17 protein-coding genes are annotated in these 19,021 nt (G+C 42.0%); 4 read left to right on the top strand and 13 right to left on the bottom strand.

The window, feature by feature from the left end; all coding sequences use genetic code 11:
* The first annotated feature begins 1 nt into the window (after window position 1).
* Both ACP2AF_RS08255 and ACP2AF_RS08250 read left to right on the top strand, forming a co-directional pair.
* Window positions 2-1,717, top strand: coding sequence for a tetratricopeptide repeat protein (locus ACP2AF_RS08255; RefSeq protein WP_425235756.1), 1,716 nt, complete (start codon window positions 2-4; stop codon window positions 1,715-1,717).
* A gap of 178 nt (window positions 1,718-1,895) precedes the next feature.
* On the top strand, window positions 1,896-2,996 hold the full coding sequence (locus ACP2AF_RS08250; RefSeq protein WP_425235755.1) for a DUF4407 domain-containing protein: 1,101 nt from the start codon (window positions 1,896-1,898) through the stop codon (window positions 2,994-2,996).
* Between the two features lie 6 nt (window positions 2,997-3,002).
* Here the strand turns inward: ACP2AF_RS08250 and ACP2AF_RS08245 are convergent, their stop codons facing one another.
* The 4 genes from ACP2AF_RS08245 to ACP2AF_RS08230 form a co-directional block, all read right to left on the bottom strand.
* Complete coding sequence (locus tag ACP2AF_RS08245) at window positions 3,003-4,850, bottom strand: DUF5060 domain-containing protein (protein WP_425235754.1); 1,848 nt, start codon at window positions 4,848-4,850, stop codon at window positions 3,003-3,005.
* A 52-nt stretch (window positions 4,851-4,902) separates the two neighbouring features.
* Window positions 4,903-5,904, bottom strand: coding sequence for a metal-dependent hydrolase (locus ACP2AF_RS08240; RefSeq protein ID WP_425235753.1), 1,002 nt, complete (start codon window positions 5,902-5,904; stop codon window positions 4,903-4,905).
* 294 nt (window positions 5,905-6,198) lie between these two features.
* Complete coding sequence (locus ACP2AF_RS08235; RefSeq protein ID WP_425235752.1) at window positions 6,199-7,278, bottom strand: sialidase family protein; 1,080 nt, start codon at window positions 7,276-7,278, stop codon at window positions 6,199-6,201.
* Between the two features lie 50 nt (window positions 7,279-7,328).
* Window positions 7,329-8,177, bottom strand: coding sequence for an AraC family transcriptional regulator (locus ACP2AF_RS08230; protein ID WP_425235751.1), 849 nt, complete (start codon window positions 8,175-8,177; stop codon window positions 7,329-7,331).
* Window positions 8,178-8,318: 141 nt separating this feature from the next.
* Between ACP2AF_RS08230 and ACP2AF_RS08225 the strand changes: the two genes are divergently transcribed.
* Together ACP2AF_RS08225 and ACP2AF_RS08220 are read left to right on the top strand one after the other, a co-directional pair.
* On the top strand, window positions 8,319-9,242 hold the full coding sequence (locus tag ACP2AF_RS08225; protein ID WP_425235750.1) for a dihydrodipicolinate synthase family protein: 924 nt from the start codon (window positions 8,319-8,321) through the stop codon (window positions 9,240-9,242).
* Window positions 9,239-10,726, top strand: coding sequence for a sodium:solute symporter family transporter (locus ACP2AF_RS08220; RefSeq protein WP_425235749.1), 1,488 nt, complete (start codon window positions 9,239-9,241; stop codon window positions 10,724-10,726). The genes ACP2AF_RS08225 and ACP2AF_RS08220 overlap by 4 nt, the downstream gene beginning before the upstream one ends.
* Before the next feature lie 78 nt (window positions 10,727-10,804).
* On the opposite strand, the gene ACP2AF_RS08215 is transcribed toward ACP2AF_RS08220, so the two are convergent.
* The 9 genes from ACP2AF_RS08215 to hemW form a co-directional block, all read right to left on the bottom strand.
* The gene (locus ACP2AF_RS08215) at window positions 10,805-12,577 is read right to left on the bottom strand and encodes a MutS-related protein (RefSeq protein WP_425235748.1); all 1,773 of its coding nucleotides are present in this window, start codon (window positions 12,575-12,577) and stop codon (window positions 10,805-10,807) included.
* A gap of 45 nt (window positions 12,578-12,622) precedes the next feature.
* Window positions 12,623-13,102 carry a DinB family protein gene (locus ACP2AF_RS08210; protein ID WP_425235747.1) on the bottom strand — a complete coding sequence of 160 codons (480 nt, stop codon included), beginning with the start codon at window positions 13,100-13,102 and terminating at the stop codon, window positions 12,623-12,625.
* A 176-nt stretch (window positions 13,103-13,278) separates the two neighbouring features.
* Complete coding sequence (locus ACP2AF_RS08205) at window positions 13,279-13,887, bottom strand: hypothetical protein (RefSeq protein WP_425235746.1); 609 nt, start codon at window positions 13,885-13,887, stop codon at window positions 13,279-13,281.
* The gene (locus tag ACP2AF_RS08200; protein ID WP_425235745.1) at window positions 13,878-15,347 is read right to left on the bottom strand and encodes a hypothetical protein; all 1,470 of its coding nucleotides are present in this window, start codon (window positions 15,345-15,347) and stop codon (window positions 13,878-13,880) included. The genes ACP2AF_RS08205 and ACP2AF_RS08200 overlap by 10 nt, the downstream gene beginning before the upstream one ends.
* Window positions 15,348-15,610: 263 nt before the next feature.
* A complete protein-coding gene (locus ACP2AF_RS08195; RefSeq protein WP_425235744.1) occupies window positions 15,611-15,970 on the bottom strand; it encodes an MmcQ/YjbR family DNA-binding protein in 360 nt (119 codons plus the stop codon).
* Window positions 15,971-16,000: 30 nt separating this feature from the next.
* The gene (locus ACP2AF_RS08190) at window positions 16,001-16,324 is read right to left on the bottom strand and encodes a Dabb family protein (protein ID WP_425235743.1); all 324 of its coding nucleotides are present in this window, start codon (window positions 16,322-16,324) and stop codon (window positions 16,001-16,003) included.
* A gap of 82 nt (window positions 16,325-16,406) precedes the next feature.
* Window positions 16,407-17,039: a DUF4230 domain-containing protein gene (locus tag ACP2AF_RS08185; protein WP_425235742.1), complete on the bottom strand. Its 633-nt coding sequence runs from the start codon at window positions 17,037-17,039 to the stop codon at window positions 16,407-16,409.
* 31 nt (window positions 17,040-17,070) lie between these two features.
* Entirely contained in the window at window positions 17,071-17,823 is a 753-nt protein-coding gene (locus ACP2AF_RS08180) for a cyclase family protein (RefSeq protein WP_425235741.1), read from the bottom strand.
* A gap of 27 nt (window positions 17,824-17,850) precedes the next feature.
* Entirely contained in the window at window positions 17,851-18,984 is a 1,134-nt protein-coding gene (gene hemW / locus ACP2AF_RS08175; protein ID WP_425235740.1) for a radical SAM family heme chaperone HemW, read from the bottom strand.
* Window positions 18,985-19,021 lie beyond the last annotated feature (37 nt).

Genomic DNA, 19,021 nt, shown 5'->3' with positions numbered 1-19,021 from the left:
GATGATACTAAGAGTGATTTCCCGTTTGTTCTTTTCCAGTATCCTTTGTTATTGCACGGCTAAGGCACAAGAATCGTCACTCCACATTTCAGAACCCTATGGGAACTATGGAGTAGGGTTTCAAACATTCAATACCCTAGATAAATCCCGAAGTTTTTCGTTTGATAGAAACCGCCCTGATTTGGACCCGGACGAAACCATTTTCAGACCTATTCAGGTATGTGTTTGGTATCCTTCGAAAACCGTTGGTAAAAGCCCAATGGAATATAGTGGGTACTTCTTTCTAATGGCCCATGAGACTGGAAAAATAGACTTGTCGAAGACCGTAAAGGACAGTCTATTGGACAATTTCCTTGAAACCGAGCGGGTGGACATGAAAATCCTAGAAAAGGAATTAAGGGTAAATATGCGGGCCATAGAAGATGCCGCTCCCAATATAACACAAAAGTTTCCTGTCCTGATCTACGGTCCAAGTTGGTCTTCTTCCGCCTATGAAAATGCGCTATTGAGCGAGTTCTTGGCAAGTCATGGCTATGTTGTTATCTCCAGCCCAAGTGTGGGCCCGGAAAAACGGGACATGCCCATTTCCAGAATTGGCGTGGAGACCCAGGCCCGTGATATGGAATTTCTATTCAGCATTTTGGATACGCTGCCCAACGCCGATGCAGATCAGATAGCTATTGGTGGATTTAGCTTGGGGGGATTGTCCAATGTACTGATGATGGCCCGAAACTCATCGATAGACGCCTGGATCGGAATCGACCCGAGTATACATGAGGCTTATGATTTCTTTGAGGATTCCCCTTACGAGGACTATAGGTGCTTTTCGAAACCCGCCTTGTTCATCAATTCCTTGGGTTATATGAACGAGCTTCCCTTTTACGATAAATTGGTTTACAGTGATGCCTATATGGTCAACCTACCTCAATTGGAACACACGGACCTAGCTTCTCAATTCATAAAGCTTTTTGGGGCAAATGATACCAAAGAAAATGTGGCTGTAAAAGTGAAAGGATATAACTTGATGACCAAGTATGTATTGGCCTTTCTGAATGGAATATTCCAGGAGAAGCTCGACTATTCCGAAATGACCCGGAAATACTTTGATTCAAATCAAATAGACCCCTCCTTTGCGCAAATAAAAACTAAAAAAGGATTACCCAAAGTAGAGGCACTCTTTGACCGATATGCAAACGGCAAAGTTAAGGATCTGGTTTCATTTTTGGACGCATCCTTGTCCGAGAAACCCTATACACTCTATCCGGAGGCTGACTTACAAAAACTGATTTTCCTTGCCGCACAACATAATCTATCACAAACCTCTAAGGAGCTGATGGCATGGTATAAGTCCAACTACAAAGAAGCCTTTCATAACAAGGTTTTGAAACATATTACTTCTGATCAAATGTTGGAATTCTTTTTGGAAGTGTACCGAACCAATGAAAAGTGCGACTTTGATTATTATCAATTAAACCATACGGCCCAGTTATTATCTATGGGGGGAAAGGGGGAGGAATCCCTTAAATACTTCATTCTAAACACCCAATTGCATCCAAAAAACTATCAGGCCTATTTTAATTTGGGCATTGGATATTTTAGAATGGAAGATTTTGAAAAGGCCCAAATCAATTTTAAAAGATGCCTTGAATTAAATCCGGATGAACGATTTAAGGGTCTCGCCAACGATTTTCTATCAAAATCCCAGGACATGAAGTAAAAAAAAATCGATTGGCCACTTATAGGGGAACGATTATGCAGATACCTTCGTTGATAAATATCGTGAACAAAATCATAAATTGTGTACAAGCACCTTGATTTCTAGCTTATTGTTGTAACATTTTACCCAAAATCGCGTTCTAACTTTCAATTGGAATCATCAATCAAATCAGAACACTATGCTACAACGTTTTTTTATCCTCTGTTCCGGGGCGGATGCCTCCATTCTAAAAACTTGCTCCGAAGGCGAGCAGAATAAATATGCCGGTATCGGGGCCACCGTTTTCTTTACCGCTGTTATGGCCTTTATTGCAAGTAGTTATGCGCTTTATACCGTTTTTGACAATGTATATATTGCTATTTTCTTTGGGGTTATTTGGGGGCTCTTGATTTTTAATCTAGACCGGTTTATCGTTTCCACGATCAAAAAGCGAAACAGCTTTGGAAGCGAGCTCTTACAAGCTACTCCCCGAATTATTCTAGCCATCATTATTGCCGTTGTTATCTCAAAACCATTGGAAATGAAGATTTTTGAAAAGGAAATCAACCAAGTATTGCTGGAAGAGAAGAACGCAATGACCTTGGCCAACAAGCAACAATTGGCGCAACAATACACCCCCACCATCGAAAAATTAAATGGATCTATTGAAGGGTTAAAAGCCGAAATCAATACTAAGGAGGCTGAAACCAACGCACTATATGACACCTACATTTCCGAGGCCGAGGGAAGGGCGGGAACCATGCTTTTGGGCAAAGGTCCCGTATACAAGGAAAAACGTGAAAAGCATGATGCTACCCTGGCGGAGCTTCAGCAATTGAAGCAAGAGAACGGCGAAAAAATTAAGGTTATAGAAGGACAAATTGCGGCATTGAATCTGGAATACGCAGAAGTAGTAAAAAACTCCCAGCCGATTATTGATGGTTTCGACGGACTTATGGCACGTATCAATGCCTTGGGTAAGTTACCTTGGTTCCCTTCGTTCTTTATTTTCCTTTTATTTTTGGCGATTGAAACCTCCCCTATCATTGCCAAACTATTGGCCTCAAAGGGCGAATATGACCTAAAATTGGAAGATGAGGAAAGTGCCGTTAAAACCTGGGTAACACAAAAAGTAGAACAACGGGAGAAAATCTTAGCTACGGATTCCGCGTTAAACGAAAAAATCTATAGTGAAATAGAAGAGGAAGAGGCGGTCTACGCTTATAAGAAACAGAAAGCCGAAGAACTTCTAAAACTTCAGGCCGATGCCTTTCACGATCTACAGGTTAAGAGCTTATAACCCGTATTACTGAAATGGTCGCAATAGGACCACCCAATCTTGCTTGTCTTCTTTAGAAGGAAAGCCCAATTTTTGGACTGATCCCCCCTGAACAATTTTGATGGAACCTGGTTGAAGTTCCCCACCTTTTAAAGGATCATACCAGTGCACGGTATATTCCCCTCTCGCCTCACTTAAATCGATGGTATATGACTTGGAATCCGGTAAGCCCGCCCGAACATTTTCGGGCAGGTAAACTGCATATATTTCCCCAGTTTTTCTGAAGCAATATGCTTCCTTTGAGTTGACCAACCCATGTTCCGGGCTCATTTCCCAATAGGGCAAATATGTCCTAAAGAAATGTAGGGCATAGTCCGTAATTTCCCATAAGCGATCTCGCGTTCGCCAATCCTCGGTATTCAAATCATGATAACGGTTATTCGCCCCAAAATACCATTCTACTCCGGCCGCTCCAGAAAGCAGGGTACCCCAAAGCACGTAACGTCGTAACGTATCATGGTTTCCATCTAAAGAATCCGATCGGGCACCGGTATGCCACATCCCGATTTCATCCATGGTAATCATCCACTCATGCCCAGCTTCGCGGGACTTGCTCTTCCAAGTTTCCACAACACCGGACGCCCCTTCACGTTTATCTACCTGTAGCGAAAGTCCATCAAGATCCATAAAACCCACTATGGAATCCAGAACATTGGTACGCGCCGGTTCATGTGAATGGGTATGCAAAAGAATGGGATGGTTGTAAGGGTCTATCTTCGTGATAAAACGGGTCATTTCCTTGCGTTGTTCATTGTTCTGGGCAATAGGCGTAAAATCAGCAGGCCCGTTTTCTTCCCCAAGATTGAAATTCATCCCAAGATGATGTCCAAACCGGGCCAAAAGTTCTCTTAAATATAACTGTCGCAAAGGACCGGTATCACCTTCATCCAGCATGGTTTCGTTTTCGGTTTCCTGAAGTACCATGTGCAGCAAAATCCCTTTGGATTGCATATGCTGAAAAACAATTTCCCATTGTTCCAATTTGCTAATATCAAAACGGGTAAAATCATCCGGGGAAACATAAGGCCAAACGTCCTTTCCATCGCCTTTAATGTTATTGGTCAAGAAATAGACCACATTCATCCCTTTGGAGGACAGGTAGTTCAAAGCACCGATAAGGCCCTTGCCCTTACCATCTTGCCAAGTGGGGTCGCCTTCTTTCCAATCCTTTAGGTGCGGTGCATAACTGTGGATGGTATCATTGGTTTTCGCCTCTCCATCATCGTTGGAAGTCTGCATACGATAGGTGCCGTCAAAGTCCTCATATGCCAGCAAGTTTTCAGGACTGTCCGCTCCTCCCTTGATCCAATACTTGCCGGAGTCCTTAAATTGAAAATAACCATTTGATGTTATAAGACGACCCTGCGCGCGAAAATCATCCCCTTTTTTATCCGAAGGAATTACCATAAAATCGCCGGAGGTATTCGTTATTTCTACTAGGGTCCCATCATCGGGATCTTCACTTAAAGCTATATTTTCTCCTTTATGCATCGTGGCCGCATAACTCCACTTTCCCTGCTGATCAGGTGTAAAGCGAACTTGCCAAATATTCCCCGAATTTGCACTGGTCTCGGCAGCATTGCCATCCGCTGCATAAAATCCCGGTATGGTATATGCGTTTTCACCATTTTTAAATGTTACGAACAATCGGTAGTTCAAAAAAGGATTTTCACCAGCTTCCTCAGTGGTTTCAGGACCTTCAAAGGATAAGGTGACCGTATGCCATTGCTGGTATTCCGCTATGGGCTTCATGTCTTGCTTTTCACCACAGGAAAGGAATAGCAGAATCGATACGAGCAAAAAAAAGTTCTTCATAGTGCCGGGTTGTTTTTTTGGAATGGGCATGAAGATACTGAAAATTGAAGTATTAATTCCCCCATATTCTTAGCCAAAGTGCAACAAGAAGATGCCGGGCATCACTTCTAAGTTTTGGGGTTTCCTGGACCAAAACCTCGTTCCCTTTTGGAATGATGCGGTAGCTGAATGCAAAGCGTTCTTCTTCGGAATCCAGGCTAATCAGTCCAAAACGTAAATCATTAAAAAACAATTGATCATTCTTTTTGGTTATCGTATACCAACCTTCTACAATATGCTTTAAGCGCTCTATCTTGTTATTGGTAGCCAAACTACCCAAAAGCTGATGATTTTTGGGATAGGAAGAAAATTGTATGGGTTGGGAATCAAAAAATGAGTAACTGCCCATTAAATACGCATCGGTGGTCTCTATGTTGGCCGTCCATAGAATGGCATTAAACGGGGTTGGCCGGGTATCCATGGCGCTGTAGTCTATCCCCTGTTCCTTCAGGCTATTGGTGAACTTGGTGTAGGCCAATCCTTTTAGAACAAGGGTCAAAACCAGATAGCTACCGCTAACCAGCAACCCCAAGTTGTTATATTTTGATCTTTTAGGTGAAGCCCGTTTTTGAAATAGAACAAGTATCATAAAAACTAAAAAGGGAAGGGTATATAATGGATCGATCACAAAAATATTCTGAAAGGCGAGCCGCACATCAAAAGGCCAAAACAACTGAGTTCCCCAAGTGGTAAAGGCATCCAATACGGGATGGGTAAACAGCCCCCAAAACATAAGCTTGGACCAATCCTGCCAAGTAGCGTTGGATTTTCTTTCTATTCTAGAAATAAGCCAACCAAAAATTGGGGCAAATAACAACGAAAAGAAAATGGAATGGCTAAATCCGCGGTGCCATTCAATGGCGGTAACGGTATCGGTAAAATTTCGCGCAAGCACATCCAAATCCGGTATCGTACCCGCAATGGCCCCATAGAGCAGTGCCTTATTGCCCACTTTTTTACCCAGTGCCGCCTCACCGACCGAGGCTCCGAGAACAATTTGTGTTAGTGAATCCATTTTTCAAGTTCTTATTCGTATAGTAGATTCAAGGGTAGAGTTTGGTGCTTCGATTGCACTTTGATGCTTCGGCTGCCTGCCAACGATGTCATTCAGGTGGGCGCTCAGCACGACATGTCCGATGTCCGATGTCCGATGTCCGATGTCCGATGTCCGATGTCCGATGTCCGATGTCCGATGTCCGATAAAATTAAAAAAGAACTTCTCACATCCTACTTCTCACTTCTCACTTCCAAACTATTCTATTTTTTCCTTAATTGAACTAGGCCTCATGTATCTCTATGAACGCTTTCGTCAAAGCTTACCCACATCCAATACCACGTGTTTTACCGTTTTTCGATTCCAAGTATATACAACGTGAACTTTCCCGTCCGAGGCCTGAATCACAGTGGGGTATGAATATTCCTCCCCTTCCTTATCAGTTGTTTCCCGAAGAGGTTCCAGGTCCAGTACGCGCTTCCATTCTTGCCCATTTGAGGATAGAGCAACACTTAAAGGAACGCGATCTCCCCAATTCTTTTCGGTTGGATTATAGACCAATAGTTGGCGTCCATCCTCTAAGGTAACCCCATCAATACCCGAATTTGGATTCGGAAGCTTCGTTGCGGTCATGTTACTCCAGGTTTTCCCAAAATCCGTAGACCAATTCTGGGTTATTACGTTGTTCTGCGTCCTGCTCAACAGCTGCAATTTTCCATTGCCGTAGTTTAGAATTACCGGTTGTATGGCACCGAATTCTTTCGAATCGTTCAAGGAAGTAGTTTTGAACCAGTTTGTACATTCATCATCACTGGATTCCAAGTGTATTTTCCAACCTTCCGTTTTACTTTCCGTACTGGAAGGTGAAAGCACGGTTCCATCTTTCAATTGAATGGGCTGATTTTTAATAGGCCCTAGAATACCTTCGGGTAGCATTTTAGGTTCGGACCAGGTTTTCCCATCATCTTTGGAGGTCATATATAATCCCCACCATTCCCGTGGGCTAGGCCCTACCTTATAAAATAAGTGCAAAGGCTTGCCTCTAGGTTTAAACAATACCGGGTTCCAACAGGGATAGCGGGTACCATCTTCTTGGACGCCATTGACTACCTCAACGGGAATGGACCAATCCGTATTTGTCTTTCTGGACACCCATATCCCCACATCCTTGTTCTTCTCTTTTGTTCCTCCAAACCAAGCGGCAACGATTACACCGTTGCTGATTTCCACCGTAGAGGCATGGCATTCCGGTGTTAAGGCCTTTTCCAAATCATAAATGAATTCTTCGGAAATAACGGCCGGATGGTCCGAGGGCAATACCTTTGGCAGCTTACGGGACTGCCCGTTACACGAAAATGTCGTAGCTATTATCGCAAACACAAATAGTATCTTCATATTAAATTGCTAAGTTGATTTTTAGGATTGATACAAACCCAACATGTCATTCAATTAAAACTCTTTCGATAGGCTGAAGGCGTCTTTGCCATTATACTTTTAAAATAATGATTGAAGTTAGCCAAATTGTTATAGCCGCTTTCAAAACATATCTGGGTAATTTGTTTATCGGTCTCGGCCAAAAGTTTGGCCGCCATCCCTACACGGACACGTTTTACATATTCCATAAAGGTAAGACCTGTCTTTTTCTTAAAAAACCGACAAAACGAGCCCGGTGCCATATTCAAAAGATCAGCTGCTTCTTCCAACTTCACGCCTTCGTGAATATTTTGAAAAACATAGGCATATACTGTATTGATTTTTTCCAAATTTCTATTAAAAATTGTGGTATGGTCCATGGGATTGGATAGTATTTCCCGCTCCTTGATCTGGAGCAAAAGATAAAAGACCTTAAGCATTTCAATATAATAGGCCAATCCTTCCAAACAGGTCATTTTTTCCAGTATATGTCGGATTTGGTAATCATCTTCCATCTTAAACCGCAAACCCCTTTTGGATTGCTTCAAAAGAGCCACCACCTTTTCCAACTCCGGAATCTTGAAAAAATCCGAATTCATGATATCCTCGGAAAAATGGGTTACAATGCAGAAAGCGGGCGCGGTATTTCCTTCTTCCTGTAGCTCCCAACAATGTGGTAAATTGGGGCCCAATAGTACCAAATCCCCTGCTTCGAATCTGGAAATGTGGTCTCCGACAATTCTTCGGCCCGAACCGGATTCAATAAAATTAAGCTCAAAATTTTTGTGGGAATGTACGTTGTCATTCGTTTTCAAGGGTAACTTTCTTGTGATAAAAGAATGTTTATGGGGAACATGAATCTTTTCGAAAACAAACTCCATTCGTAGTTATTTTAACAGTTGTGGCTTAAAATACAAAATAAAGCTTTAAAAAAGGTTAAGATTTAATGTATTTGATACAAAATTATAGTGGTGCCAAAGCGAGATTTAGTCTTTATTTGTTTAGCATCATTCCAACAAGAGATGAATCTGCCCATTAAAGGAATTATACCACCCATTGTTACCCCTTTATTGGAAAACGGGGATTTGGATAGCCGAGGTCTTAGAAATATCATTGGACACATGCTGGAAGGAGGCGTACACGGACTTTTCCTGTTGGGGACTACCGGGGAAGGATCAAGCTTATCCCATGTACTTCGAAAACAATTGGTAACGGAAGCCTGTGACTTTATAAACAGTCGAGTGCCCGTACTGGTCTGCATTACGGATACCTCATGTAAGGAATCCCTGGAACTGGCGGAACATTCCAAACAAATGGGGGTTGATGCCCTAGTAGTGGCCCCTCCCTATTATTTGCCTATTTCCCAAGGTGAAATGCAACAGTATTTGGAATATCTGGCACCTTTGCTCCCCCTACCCTTTTTACTGTATAACATGCCGAGTTGCACCAAACTTCAATTGTCATTGGAAACCATTAAAAAAGGAAAGGAGCTTGGCGCCATCGGAATAAAGGACAGCTCGGGTGATTGGGATTATCTACATTCCCTAATCGAAGAATTTGGTGGGGATCCCACTTTTTCAATTGTCACCGGAACGGAATTGTTCCTACCTCAATTAATTGCAAAGGGAGGGCATGGAGCTGTTGCCGGCGGTGCCAATTTTTTCCCGCGTTTGTTCGTAACTTTGTACGAAGCTTGCTTGGCCAAGGATACCGAAACCATATCGCAACTTTTGAAGAAAGTGAAATTGATAGGTACAACCATATACAATGTCGGAAAACAAGAATCGAAGTATATTAAAGGTACAAAATGTGTCCTCTCCGTACTTGGATTATGCCATGATCAAGTGGCACCCCCCTTAAGTCGGTTTACTATGTCTGAGCGCCGGTTAATCCAAAATCATCTGAGTAACTTCCCTTTGGATGATCAATACCTTACCGGCCTATGAAATATGGCCTAAGCACTTTAGACTTGGTCATTATTATTGGATATGGTCTGGTGTTGTTGGCCATGGGCATCCATTACTTTAAAAAGAGTAAGTCTTCTGAGCAGTTCATGGTCGCCGGGAGGAGTATTCCCGCATGGGCGGCCGGTATTGCCGTAATGAGCACCTATACCAGTAGTATTTCCTATATCGCGGTACCCGGAAAAGCTTTTGATGACAACTGGCACCCCTTAATTTTTGCGCTTACCGCCATCCCGGTCACTTGGTTCGTGACACAATTTGTGATTCCTCATTATCGAAAACACAAAATCATATCGGTTTATAGTTATCTCGAGGAAAAGATAGGAGGCTGGGGTAGAATCTATGCCGCATTTTCCTTCCTGCTTTTTATGGTAGGGCGAGTGGCTGTAATACTCTACCTTTCGTCCCTATTGCTTACCTCTTTTATCAATACCGATATCGGTACCGCCATACTGATTATAGGTGTCGTAACTATCATCTATACCTTAATGGGGGGCATGGAGGCTGTCATTTGGACCGATGTAATGCAATCGGTCATTATGATTGGAGGTATTTTCTTTGTAGGCTATATTCTAGTTACACAAGTTTTTGCACAGCCCGATTATCTGATCCAAAGTGCTTTGGACAGACAGAAATTTAGCCTGGGCGATACTAATTTTTCTTTAAGTGACCGTACTATCTGGGTGATGATCATTTATGGTGTTACCGAAAATGTACGAAACCTTATGGCCGATCAGAACTTTACCCAGAAGTACAGTTCGGTCGCTACGGAGAAAGAAGCCAAAAAATCCGTATGGATAGCCATGTTGATTTATTTGCCCTTGACCGCTATTTTTCTTTTTATTGGTACGGCTTTATTTTCCTACTACAATGCGAGCCTTCATGCATTGGACCAAACCATTACCAAGGGTGACGAGGTATTTCCTTTTTTCATCGCCACCGAACTGCCCATAGGGGTAAAAGGCCTAATGATAGCTGCTATCATGGCAGCTTCCATGAGCACAGTAGACTCGGCCCTAAATAGTTCCGCTACAGTAGGGTACATTGATTTCTACAAAAAATATATTAATCCGCATGTCCCGGAAAAGAAGAGCCTTATAATTTTAAGATTATCGACAATACTATGGGGCATTTTAGGAATCGGGTTTGCTCTGTTAATGATACGGGCGAAGAGTGCATTGGATGTTTGGTGGCAAATTTCCGGTATTTTTGGAGGTGGTATCCTAGGGCTCTTTCTACTGGCGATCTATAATGTAAAAATTACAAAGTTACAGGGCATCCTATCCGTTGCCTTTAGTATTCTTGTCATTGTATGGGGCACCTTTTTAAGGGAGTTACCAGAACCATATCACTGGCTCCAATGTACCATGGACCCCATTATCATAGGAGCTGCATCCACTGCCAGCCTTATAGGCTTGGCCTTGTTGTTTATGACAGCGAATAAAAGGAGTAAGTACCTTAAGTGATGGTCCCGGACAGGAAGAGAATTACCAATCCACCACCATTGTATTTTTCAATTTTTTGGCTTGATTCCAAAACTCTTCTTATTCCACAATCTCCATCTTTTTTAATAAGAAAGAAGCGTTCATGTTCTGACAAATACCGGCTTTGAGCGTATAATCAAAATGGAGTTCATTATTAATAATTTCAGCATCAAAGTAATAATTGCGAATTTGATTGAATTCATTTGCTGCATCACATAGGCTTAGGTCATGGGTCGCAATGATCCCGGTAGATTTGGAACGAACTAGCTTTTCCACAAATTTTCTGGAGCCTTTGGCCTTGTCCGAACTATTGGTGCCCTTTAGGATTTCGTCCAACACAATGAAATATCGGTCTCTCTGAATCTCGTCAACAATAAATTTTAACCGTTTCAATTCCGAGAAGAAATACGACTCTTCATCCGTCAAGGAGTCCGTAGTGCGCATGCTAGTTATGAGTTTAATAGGAGAGTAACGCACTTTAGAGGCACAGACGGGAAGCCCTATATTGGCCATCACAATTTGCAGCGATACAGTTCTTAAAAAAGTGCTTTTACCAGCCATATTGGCCCCTGTGATAATAAAGAACTGTTCTTTCTCGACTTTAAAATTGTTCAGAACGCTTTTATCGGGATCCAACAATGGATGGCCGGCCTTTTCGGATTCCAAAATAATTTCTTCCTCGGATAAAGATGGAAAGCTGTAGGAAGGGTGGTTAAAAACGAAATTGCCCAGACTATTATAGGCATCAAAAAAGGCAATGGTCTGGAACCAGCCTTCTATCTTGGAACCATACGATTTAAACCAATCTTCTATGGCATAGGCCAACTGCAGGTCCCGTAACATAAACGCATTGGCGAACAAGCCAATAATAATATTATTCCGTTGATCTAGGGCGTTTAATAGTCTGGAAAACTTTTTTAGAATCCTGGACGCCTTATCCGTTTTCTCAATGATCAAACTTCTTTTTTCGGATAACAGGTCTGAGGTAAACTTCATTTGCTCCAACTCCGTTATCAATTTTTGATACTGTTGAAAAGTGCTCTGTATTTTGGAGGTGTCCGCCGAAAGCTTGTTTATGTTACTTAAAAATCTTCCGGTAATACCAAGGCCCAAAAAAAACCATCCGACCAAAAACCATTCTGAAACCGTATCTAAAAAATACAGCGTCCAGACCACTAGGGACAGCACACTAAAAATAGTGGGCAGAATCTTCATTATCGCGGGCATAAATGGTCGATAATTCTGTATCCATTTGATAATTGTGGTATATTTTGTTTCCGTCCTTACCAAAGTGGCGATGGCCGAAAAATTCTGCCGCCATTCTGGTATTTGGGACAATTCTTTTAGGGCCTCCTGCTTTTGTGGAATGTTATCTATGGTATTCCCGGTCAAGATTCCCGCCAAGGTTTCACTTCCTTGTTGAAGAGCGGTACGATTGCAGTATTGATAGAAAGAGCCCCTCCCGAATAAATCGATGTCCTGACTAAAGAAATGACCAGAATCCTTAAATTCATTCCCTTCCGGCAACTGATGGAAATTGCGGTTCAGGACTTCAATCTCGGTTTCGTTCAGCCGGATTAATGCCCGTAACTTGTCACGCTGATATTGCAGATCCGAATGCCGGGAAACCAAAAACAGGAAAAGGACAAAAGTGACCAGCACAATGCCCCATACCATTTGGGTATTTCCGAACAAAACATAAATCCCAAGGGCCGCACTTGCAAACACTGCCAAACGAATCATGCTTGAAGCAAAAAGGCGCTGTTTTACCTGGGATAATGCTGTCTTATGTTTTTTGATTTGTTCGTTATAGAACAGGAAACAATCTTGCATGGACTATTCAAAAAAATGATAAGACCCAAAGATATGTATTCTGTGCTAGCTTTTTCCCATGGTATATAGCATGGCTATCTGTCCTAGGTGATAGATATCGTGCTGGGCGATACTGGGTAGGACATTGCCAAAAGTGTATTTTTTTCCGGGTACTTTTTTCTCCAACAAATCATCGGAGCTATTGGACAAAATGCCAAGAATGTCCTTCTGCGTTTGCTGAAGTTCGGACTTCAATCCTTCCCATTCCTCTTTGGTTGTGATGTTTACCTCCGTCCAATCGTTAGGACCATCTATTATCAAGTCATAGTTAAGGTCGCCTTCTAGTTTTTTTAGTACGAACACTCTCCAATTGAGTATATGCCGAACGAGCACCGCAATGGATTTTATTCCATATCGTCGTTCATTAACATATTGCCAATCCAGGGAATCCAATTTTCCCATTAGGGAATCCCCGTACCAAGGCCTACCATCAAAGCATTCCTCTAAATCATGTACTATGGCGGCAATTTTATGGTTTGATATCACAATGAAATAGTTTTGGAAAGTAAACTTATGTGTTTTAATTGATTAAAATAAACACCTGAGTCCCCTTTTGAAAAATAATTTTGATACTTGTATTGATATTCTTGGAAAAAAGAAAAATCGGCTGACATATGCTGTATAAAAGTAAGTGTGATGACCCGTAAGTCTTGCTTTACTATCTAAGAAATTGATAGTTCCCTTACATCCTCAATAAACCAATTTTTCCCCTCTCTTTTTAAGAGATATAGAAGAGTGCCACCTGCCAATCTTCCTTCTCTTGTCCATCCTACATAGACCACCGCTCTGTTTCTTTCCGCATTAAATGTGATATTGGAGAGATAAATCAATTGGTCGAAATGCTCAAACAACCTTTTTTTGTCCCTAAGTTCCGCCTCATTTATGACATCAACTCTGTGCTTCTTTTGAAGGCCTATCATTTCGTCAGAAATGATATGGACAGTGTCCTTGGAAAAAAGAAGGTCTATGACCGAATGATATTCTAAATCTATTTTTTGCTTATTTAGATTCGTCTTCGAAATATTGAAAAAAGGGGCTACCGCCACCTCCAGGCTAACCCGCTCTAAAGAATCAATTATTTCTTTCGGCATGGACATAGTAGATTCTTCCCCTAAAGGAGGTGGGGGTGGTGGGGGTACCGGTCGGACAACATCATCAATGATCAACGTATAAATACTTTGTTCCTCGATTTTCAATATACCCCCATTACAAGACCATAGAGCAACTATCGATATTCCTAATAATCCTCTTAAAAAGAACTTTAATTGCATGGTATTTTGGAATTTTTTATTACAATGTTACGATAACTATTGAAGCGGGTATCTTCCTCTATCGATAACAATCCGTTAGCATCCCAAAGTCTTAGGCCATCCCAAGCAAAAGACTTATAATAATCCAAAGGATATCTATTTTCGTCGATTTGACGCAACGCAGACGCAATTGGCTGAATATATCTTTCCGTCATATATATATGTTGTATATTTCCTGTTCTTTCCCTTCCTTTATAAAAGGCGTATAGTTGAAATAGTCTTGCTCGTTCATTAGGGTCAATACCAGATTCAAATCTACTGACATATCTGTGTATCTCTGCATGAATCCCTTCATGTAAAATCAGAGATGCAATCTCTATGCTCGACAAATTGGTATCCTCAATTTTGATTACAATATTGTTCACATCACTAGCGTCTGTACAAGCATCATCGGTGGAATTACAATTTCCCTCTTTTAAGGTTAAATGATATTCGGGATCATCGATAAACTTTCGTATCGTATTGATAAACAGATTTGGGTTCTCACGTTGCAATTTTTTATATACGCAATCCGCTTTTCCGGTGAGGTTGTTGATAATCTTGTACTTTCTTTCATAGTCCTCCGGGGTGGTCTTAAAGAAAATGCTATTTTGTCGCCACCAACTGTTAAAGGCCGCACTGCTACCACCGTAAGGCCGTACCGTTTCCCTATAAATGGTGGCCCCTCCATACCCGGCCCCTGGGGAATATACATATTCATAGGTAGTGCCCGTATGTTCGCTCCGTTGGAATTCCCATTGGCCGTTGCCCCGGTGATTGAACCAGTCCGTATAGTGTTCTACCCGTACTCGGTCATAACCGCCGCCGCCGCTACAATCTGAACCATATCTCTTTTGGCCAGACCAAGATGCGGATTTTCGGGTATTGCAGCGGGCCGTTTTGGAAAGGTCCACTTCCGGAACGTCCTCAAGGTCTTCTTCTACCGCACTCGCCACCAATTCTCCTTTTTCATAGGCCATTACCAAGATATTTTTCCCCTCCAAATCATATACATGAACCGTGCCATCCAAACCCGAAGGTTCCAAAAAGGTGGATGCCTCGGAGGAATCCTCCGTATGCAGCATGCGTACTACCCTGTACAATCGTTCCGCACCTTCATATACTACTAAAGCTAAGGATTCCGCCTCAAAATCGTCGGAATTCAGTACCGTTGGGAATTCCTGGGTGATAGGGAATTCGTAAGCCGTACCGGTAACCGAATCCCGCTGCACCGGATTTTCCCAGTCCACTACCATCTCGTTCATGGGCAGCCCTGCCAGGGGAGCATTAAAGGTAAAGGCCTCCCAACCCGCTTTGATTTCCAATATATCATTAGCGAGTATATTTTCTATGGATTCCGAAGAATTCATAGGTTCCCGTTCACAGGAGCCTAGAAACATAAAAACCACTAACAAGATACCAAAAAAAGTATTCCTCTTCATATTTCTATTTTTTAAACCATTGATAAACAATGTGTTGTTTTATTTTGCCAAATTAGAAAATGAAAGGTCTTTCAAATAAAAACGAAAATAGTTTTCGACTAAATTCTCAATTTATAGGATAAAGTTTCAATGAAGTTGTATTTCAACGAGAATAGATGCTGTTTAACGTAAGTAAAGACGAGGGCATGGAGATTAAATACGCTATACCATCTGTTGGTTTTGAAAAATTGGTAGGAAAACGCTCTAATGTTACAAATTTGGTATCAACTCAAGCCGTCCAGCTCGGACTTTAGTTTTTTGGTGAATTTGGAAACCACCAGATCATAGGAGTGATCGATTAACTCCTTGATCAGCTTCGGGGGAAGGTGTTCCAAATATAGGGTGTTCCAATGTACCTTGCTCATATGATAGCCAGGAATAATGGTCCCATCGTATTCTTCCCTCAAGGCAATGGCCCGTTCCGGGTCACATTTTAGGTTTACCTGTGGCGGAATACGCTCCAGGGCACTTAACGCGAACATTTTACCCATCACCTTAAAAACGAGGGCATCCGGACCAAAGGGAAGTTCTTCGGTTACCCCTTTTTTGGCAAGGCAATAGTTTCGAAACTCCTCAATGTTCATTTCTTTAAGGGTGAAGTACCTTTCATAGTTTTAAATGCCCTTGGAATCGTAAACGATTACTTTTTCCCACAAATTGCTAGATTCGTCTATGAACAATTTATGTGGGCCTTCGTCCTGATAGTTTTGCTGCGCCTCGGCAGATTCGAACGTTACGATCAGGGAATAGGTAAAAGATCCGTCAACGACATCCCTACCGGCCTGGGGCGGGGTTCCTATAAAATTGGTCTTAGCATATGCCGAGTTGTCCAGAAACTTTTGGAGCGAGGTTTCAAAGGCTTTGCGGTCATCTGGATTATCCGGGTTCTTCAACCAGAAATACACCGTGTGTGCAAAATGGGGATCAAATTCTTTCATGTTTGTTTTGGTTTGGCCATAACTACTTACGGCAAGGGTTAAAATTAGTAAAGGATAGCATAGTTTTTTCATTTGTTGTGTTTTATTTTCTAATGTCCTCGAACAATTTCTTCTGTTCATCGGAGATTTTCAAAGCGGAATAATCCAGGGTCCACCCAATGGTTTCCACAATTTTTTCGATAAGCAGAACGGCCTCCAAGGCCTCCCGTTTTGCAGTTTCCATAAGACCACTTTCCGGAATTTTCTCTATAATGTGCTTTTTTGCTTCTTGATTTAAGCTGGTAAGATCATCCGGGGTAAAGGAATTAAAAAGTCCGTTCTTAATATCATAAAACTCCAATTCCGGTTCTATGGACAACACTTCCGGTTGAGGAAAATTGGTGAGGATTATCTTTTTCTTGGCAGTGTCGGAATGCATCAGCACTTTTTGGAGATCATAGCCTATTTGGGCCTTGGCATTGATAACGATCAGTGCTTTCTTTTTGCTGCTCACCAAGCTCATAAACCGTTCCTTGGTATTCTCATATTTGTAAATCTCGGCGAAGTCACCTTCCACGGAAATCAACTTACAAACGCTTTTTATTTTTTCCAACAATACCGTGGACTGATGATGGGTCAACTCCTTGCTCTTCTTTTTGCGGAAAAAGGAGAAAATCCAATACATCATAATCGCGCCTAAAACCAGGCCCAGAAATATTTCGAGAATATTGTCCATGCAGTAAATATAAGGAAGTTATCGATTACGGTTATACCTCTTCCACCTCAAATAAAACGGGCCGGCTAGGGCTAGCATCGTTGACAAAAGGTGCCACTTGTAGGTTTAAAAAGTACTTACCATCCTGAATATGATTAGGTACAAACACGAGCTCTGTGATAGTGGCCGATTTCCTAAGTGCTCCATTGAAGTTCCAAAAGGCCTTATGCGCCAATAACTCCCCATTATCCTTTTCCTTGTCCACGGACGGAAGGTCTATGAGAAGATGCTGCACTCCTATTTCGCAAAGGAATTTTGCTGCCTCCTCCAATATATAGGGAGGATTGGTGTGGGAATATTGCCGGGAGAGCTTTGCTTTGGTATTTGGCAGGGTTCGGATTACTATCGCATCCCTTCGGCCCTGGCCCAAAACATACTCCAATTGTTTTTTTGAAATCACAAAATCGCCTCCTTGTTTTTCGGGAGCAATGGTCAACAACTCCGCGGCAAAAAAATAACGGTTCAAATGGGTATTTATGGAATGGAATTCCTCGGTGATATGACCAACACACTCGGTATGTGTTCCATGGGCATGTGGATTGAACCAGATATCGTTAAAATTAATAGCAGCTCCTTCCGAGACTTTGGCAACAGAACCCCCTTCCTGATGCGGTTCTATCTTAGGATGGTCCAAATACCAAGCATTCACATTGCTTGCCTCTCCCCGCAAGGGAATCGAGATGTCCAAGGGTTTGGACAGGTCAATTGTATAAGCTTTGTTATTGTATTCTATTTTCGCGAGCATGTCTGCCAAACTTTTTCTAAACCCGATTTAGGACAAGTTAACCATAAATAGATCACTGGCGATTCCGTCCACCAAAAACTTGCCTTTTTTTGTGGCCAACAAGGTATCCCCGTCCAGGTACAGTAAGTGTGACGCAATGTATTTTCCGGCCTGCTCCCCAATATGTTTTTCATACACTTCTCCAAACAAATCCCTTATTTTTTCTAGAGAGACGCCCCAAACGGTCCGAAGACCGGTCATGACATACTCGTTGTATCGATCCGTTTTGGAAAGTACCTCCGCCTCCATAGGCAGTTCACCTTTGGCGATAGCCCTAATATACTTGGGATTGCTCCTCACGTTCCAGCCCCTTCGTTCGCCATCATAGGAATGTGCGGACGGCCCTATACCTAAATATGTTTTCTGCTGCCAATAGGCCGTATTGTTCTTTGAGAAATAACCCGGTTTGCCAAAATTGGAAATCTCATAACAGGTATAGCCGGCGTCCGCCAGGATATCCGACAAAATATGAAAATGTGCTTGGGCCACCTCATCATCTACATTTTGAACCACTCCCTTTTCAATAAAATGGGCCAGGGCCGTTTTAGGTTCCACGGTGAGGGCATAACTTGAAATATGGGGAATTTTGAAGGCCAACGCTTTTTCAATATTCTGTTGCCAACGTAAGTTGGTCATTCCAGGAATTCCATAAATCAAATCAATAGAAATATTTTTAAAATATTGGGATGCATCCTTTATGGATATTTCGGCCTCCAACGCATTATGGGCCCGGTTCATCAATTTCAGGTCTTTATCAAAAAAAGATTGGACACCAATACTTAACCTATTGATCCGACTTTTTGCCAGCTCAACGATTCGATTTCTGGACAAATCATCCGGATTGGCTTCCAAGGTAATTTCCGGATTCTGTACTACTTGATAATTAGTGTATACAGCATCAACAAGTTGGTTAATTTCCCCAATATCTAATACCGAAGGTGTTCCTCCCCCAAAATAAATGGTTTCAATTAGTTCTCCCTTCAATTCATTTTTGCGCAATACCATCTCTTTCATCAGGGCTTGGACCATAACTTCTTTTTTACCTAGGGACGTGGAAAAATGAAAATCACAATAGTGACAGGCCTGTTTGCAAAATGGGATATGGATGTAGATGGCGGACATCTTGTAGTAAATAGTAAAAGGTAATTAGTAAAAAAGG

This window comes from Ulvibacterium sp. (genome assembly GCF_965248315.1).
Taxonomy (GTDB): domain Bacteria; phylum Bacteroidota; class Bacteroidia; order Flavobacteriales; family Flavobacteriaceae; genus Ulvibacterium.
This window is presented reverse-complemented; position numbering and strand designations above follow the sequence as displayed.

Coding starts and splice junctions, on each gene's coding strand:
- ACP2AF_RS08255 (WP_425235756.1), top strand. CDS start 2: ATGATACTAAGAGTGATTTCCCGTTTGTTCTTTTCCAGTATCCTTTGT.
- ACP2AF_RS08250 (WP_425235755.1), top strand. CDS start 1,896: ATGCTACAACGTTTTTTTATCCTCTGTTCCGGGGCGGATGCCTCCATT.
- ACP2AF_RS08245 (WP_425235754.1), bottom strand. CDS start 4,850: ATGAAGAACTTTTTTTTGCTCGTATCGATTCTGCTATTCCTTTCCTGT.
- ACP2AF_RS08240 (WP_425235753.1), bottom strand. CDS start 5,904: ATGGATTCACTAACACAAATTGTTCTCGGAGCCTCGGTCGGTGAGGCG.
- ACP2AF_RS08235 (WP_425235752.1), bottom strand. CDS start 7,278: ATGAAGATACTATTTGTGTTTGCGATAATAGCTACGACATTTTCGTGT.
- ACP2AF_RS08230 (WP_425235751.1), bottom strand. CDS start 8,177: ATGGAGTTTGTTTTCGAAAAGATTCATGTTCCCCATAAACATTCTTTT.
- ACP2AF_RS08225 (WP_425235750.1), top strand. CDS start 8,319: ATGAATCTGCCCATTAAAGGAATTATACCACCCATTGTTACCCCTTTA.
- ACP2AF_RS08220 (WP_425235749.1), top strand. CDS start 9,239: ATGAAATATGGCCTAAGCACTTTAGACTTGGTCATTATTATTGGATAT.
- ACP2AF_RS08215 (WP_425235748.1), bottom strand. CDS start 12,577: ATGCAAGATTGTTTCCTGTTCTATAACGAACAAATCAAAAAACATAAG.
- ACP2AF_RS08205 (WP_425235746.1), bottom strand. CDS start 13,887: ATGCAATTAAAGTTCTTTTTAAGAGGATTATTAGGAATATCGATAGTT.
- ACP2AF_RS08200 (WP_425235745.1), bottom strand. CDS start 15,347: ATGAAGAGGAATACTTTTTTTGGTATCTTGTTAGTGGTTTTTATGTTT.
- ACP2AF_RS08195 (WP_425235744.1), bottom strand. CDS start 15,970: ATGAACATTGAGGAGTTTCGAAACTATTGCCTTGCCAAAAAAGGGGTA.
- ACP2AF_RS08190 (WP_425235743.1), bottom strand. CDS start 16,324: ATGAAAGAATTTGATCCCCATTTTGCACACACGGTGTATTTCTGGTTG.
- ACP2AF_RS08185 (WP_425235742.1), bottom strand. CDS start 17,039: ATGGACAATATTCTCGAAATATTTCTGGGCCTGGTTTTAGGCGCGATT.
- ACP2AF_RS08180 (WP_425235741.1), bottom strand. CDS start 17,823: ATGCTCGCGAAAATAGAATACAATAACAAAGCTTATACAATTGACCTG.
- hemW (WP_425235740.1), bottom strand. CDS start 18,984: ATGTCCGCCATCTACATCCATATCCCATTTTGCAAACAGGCCTGTCAC.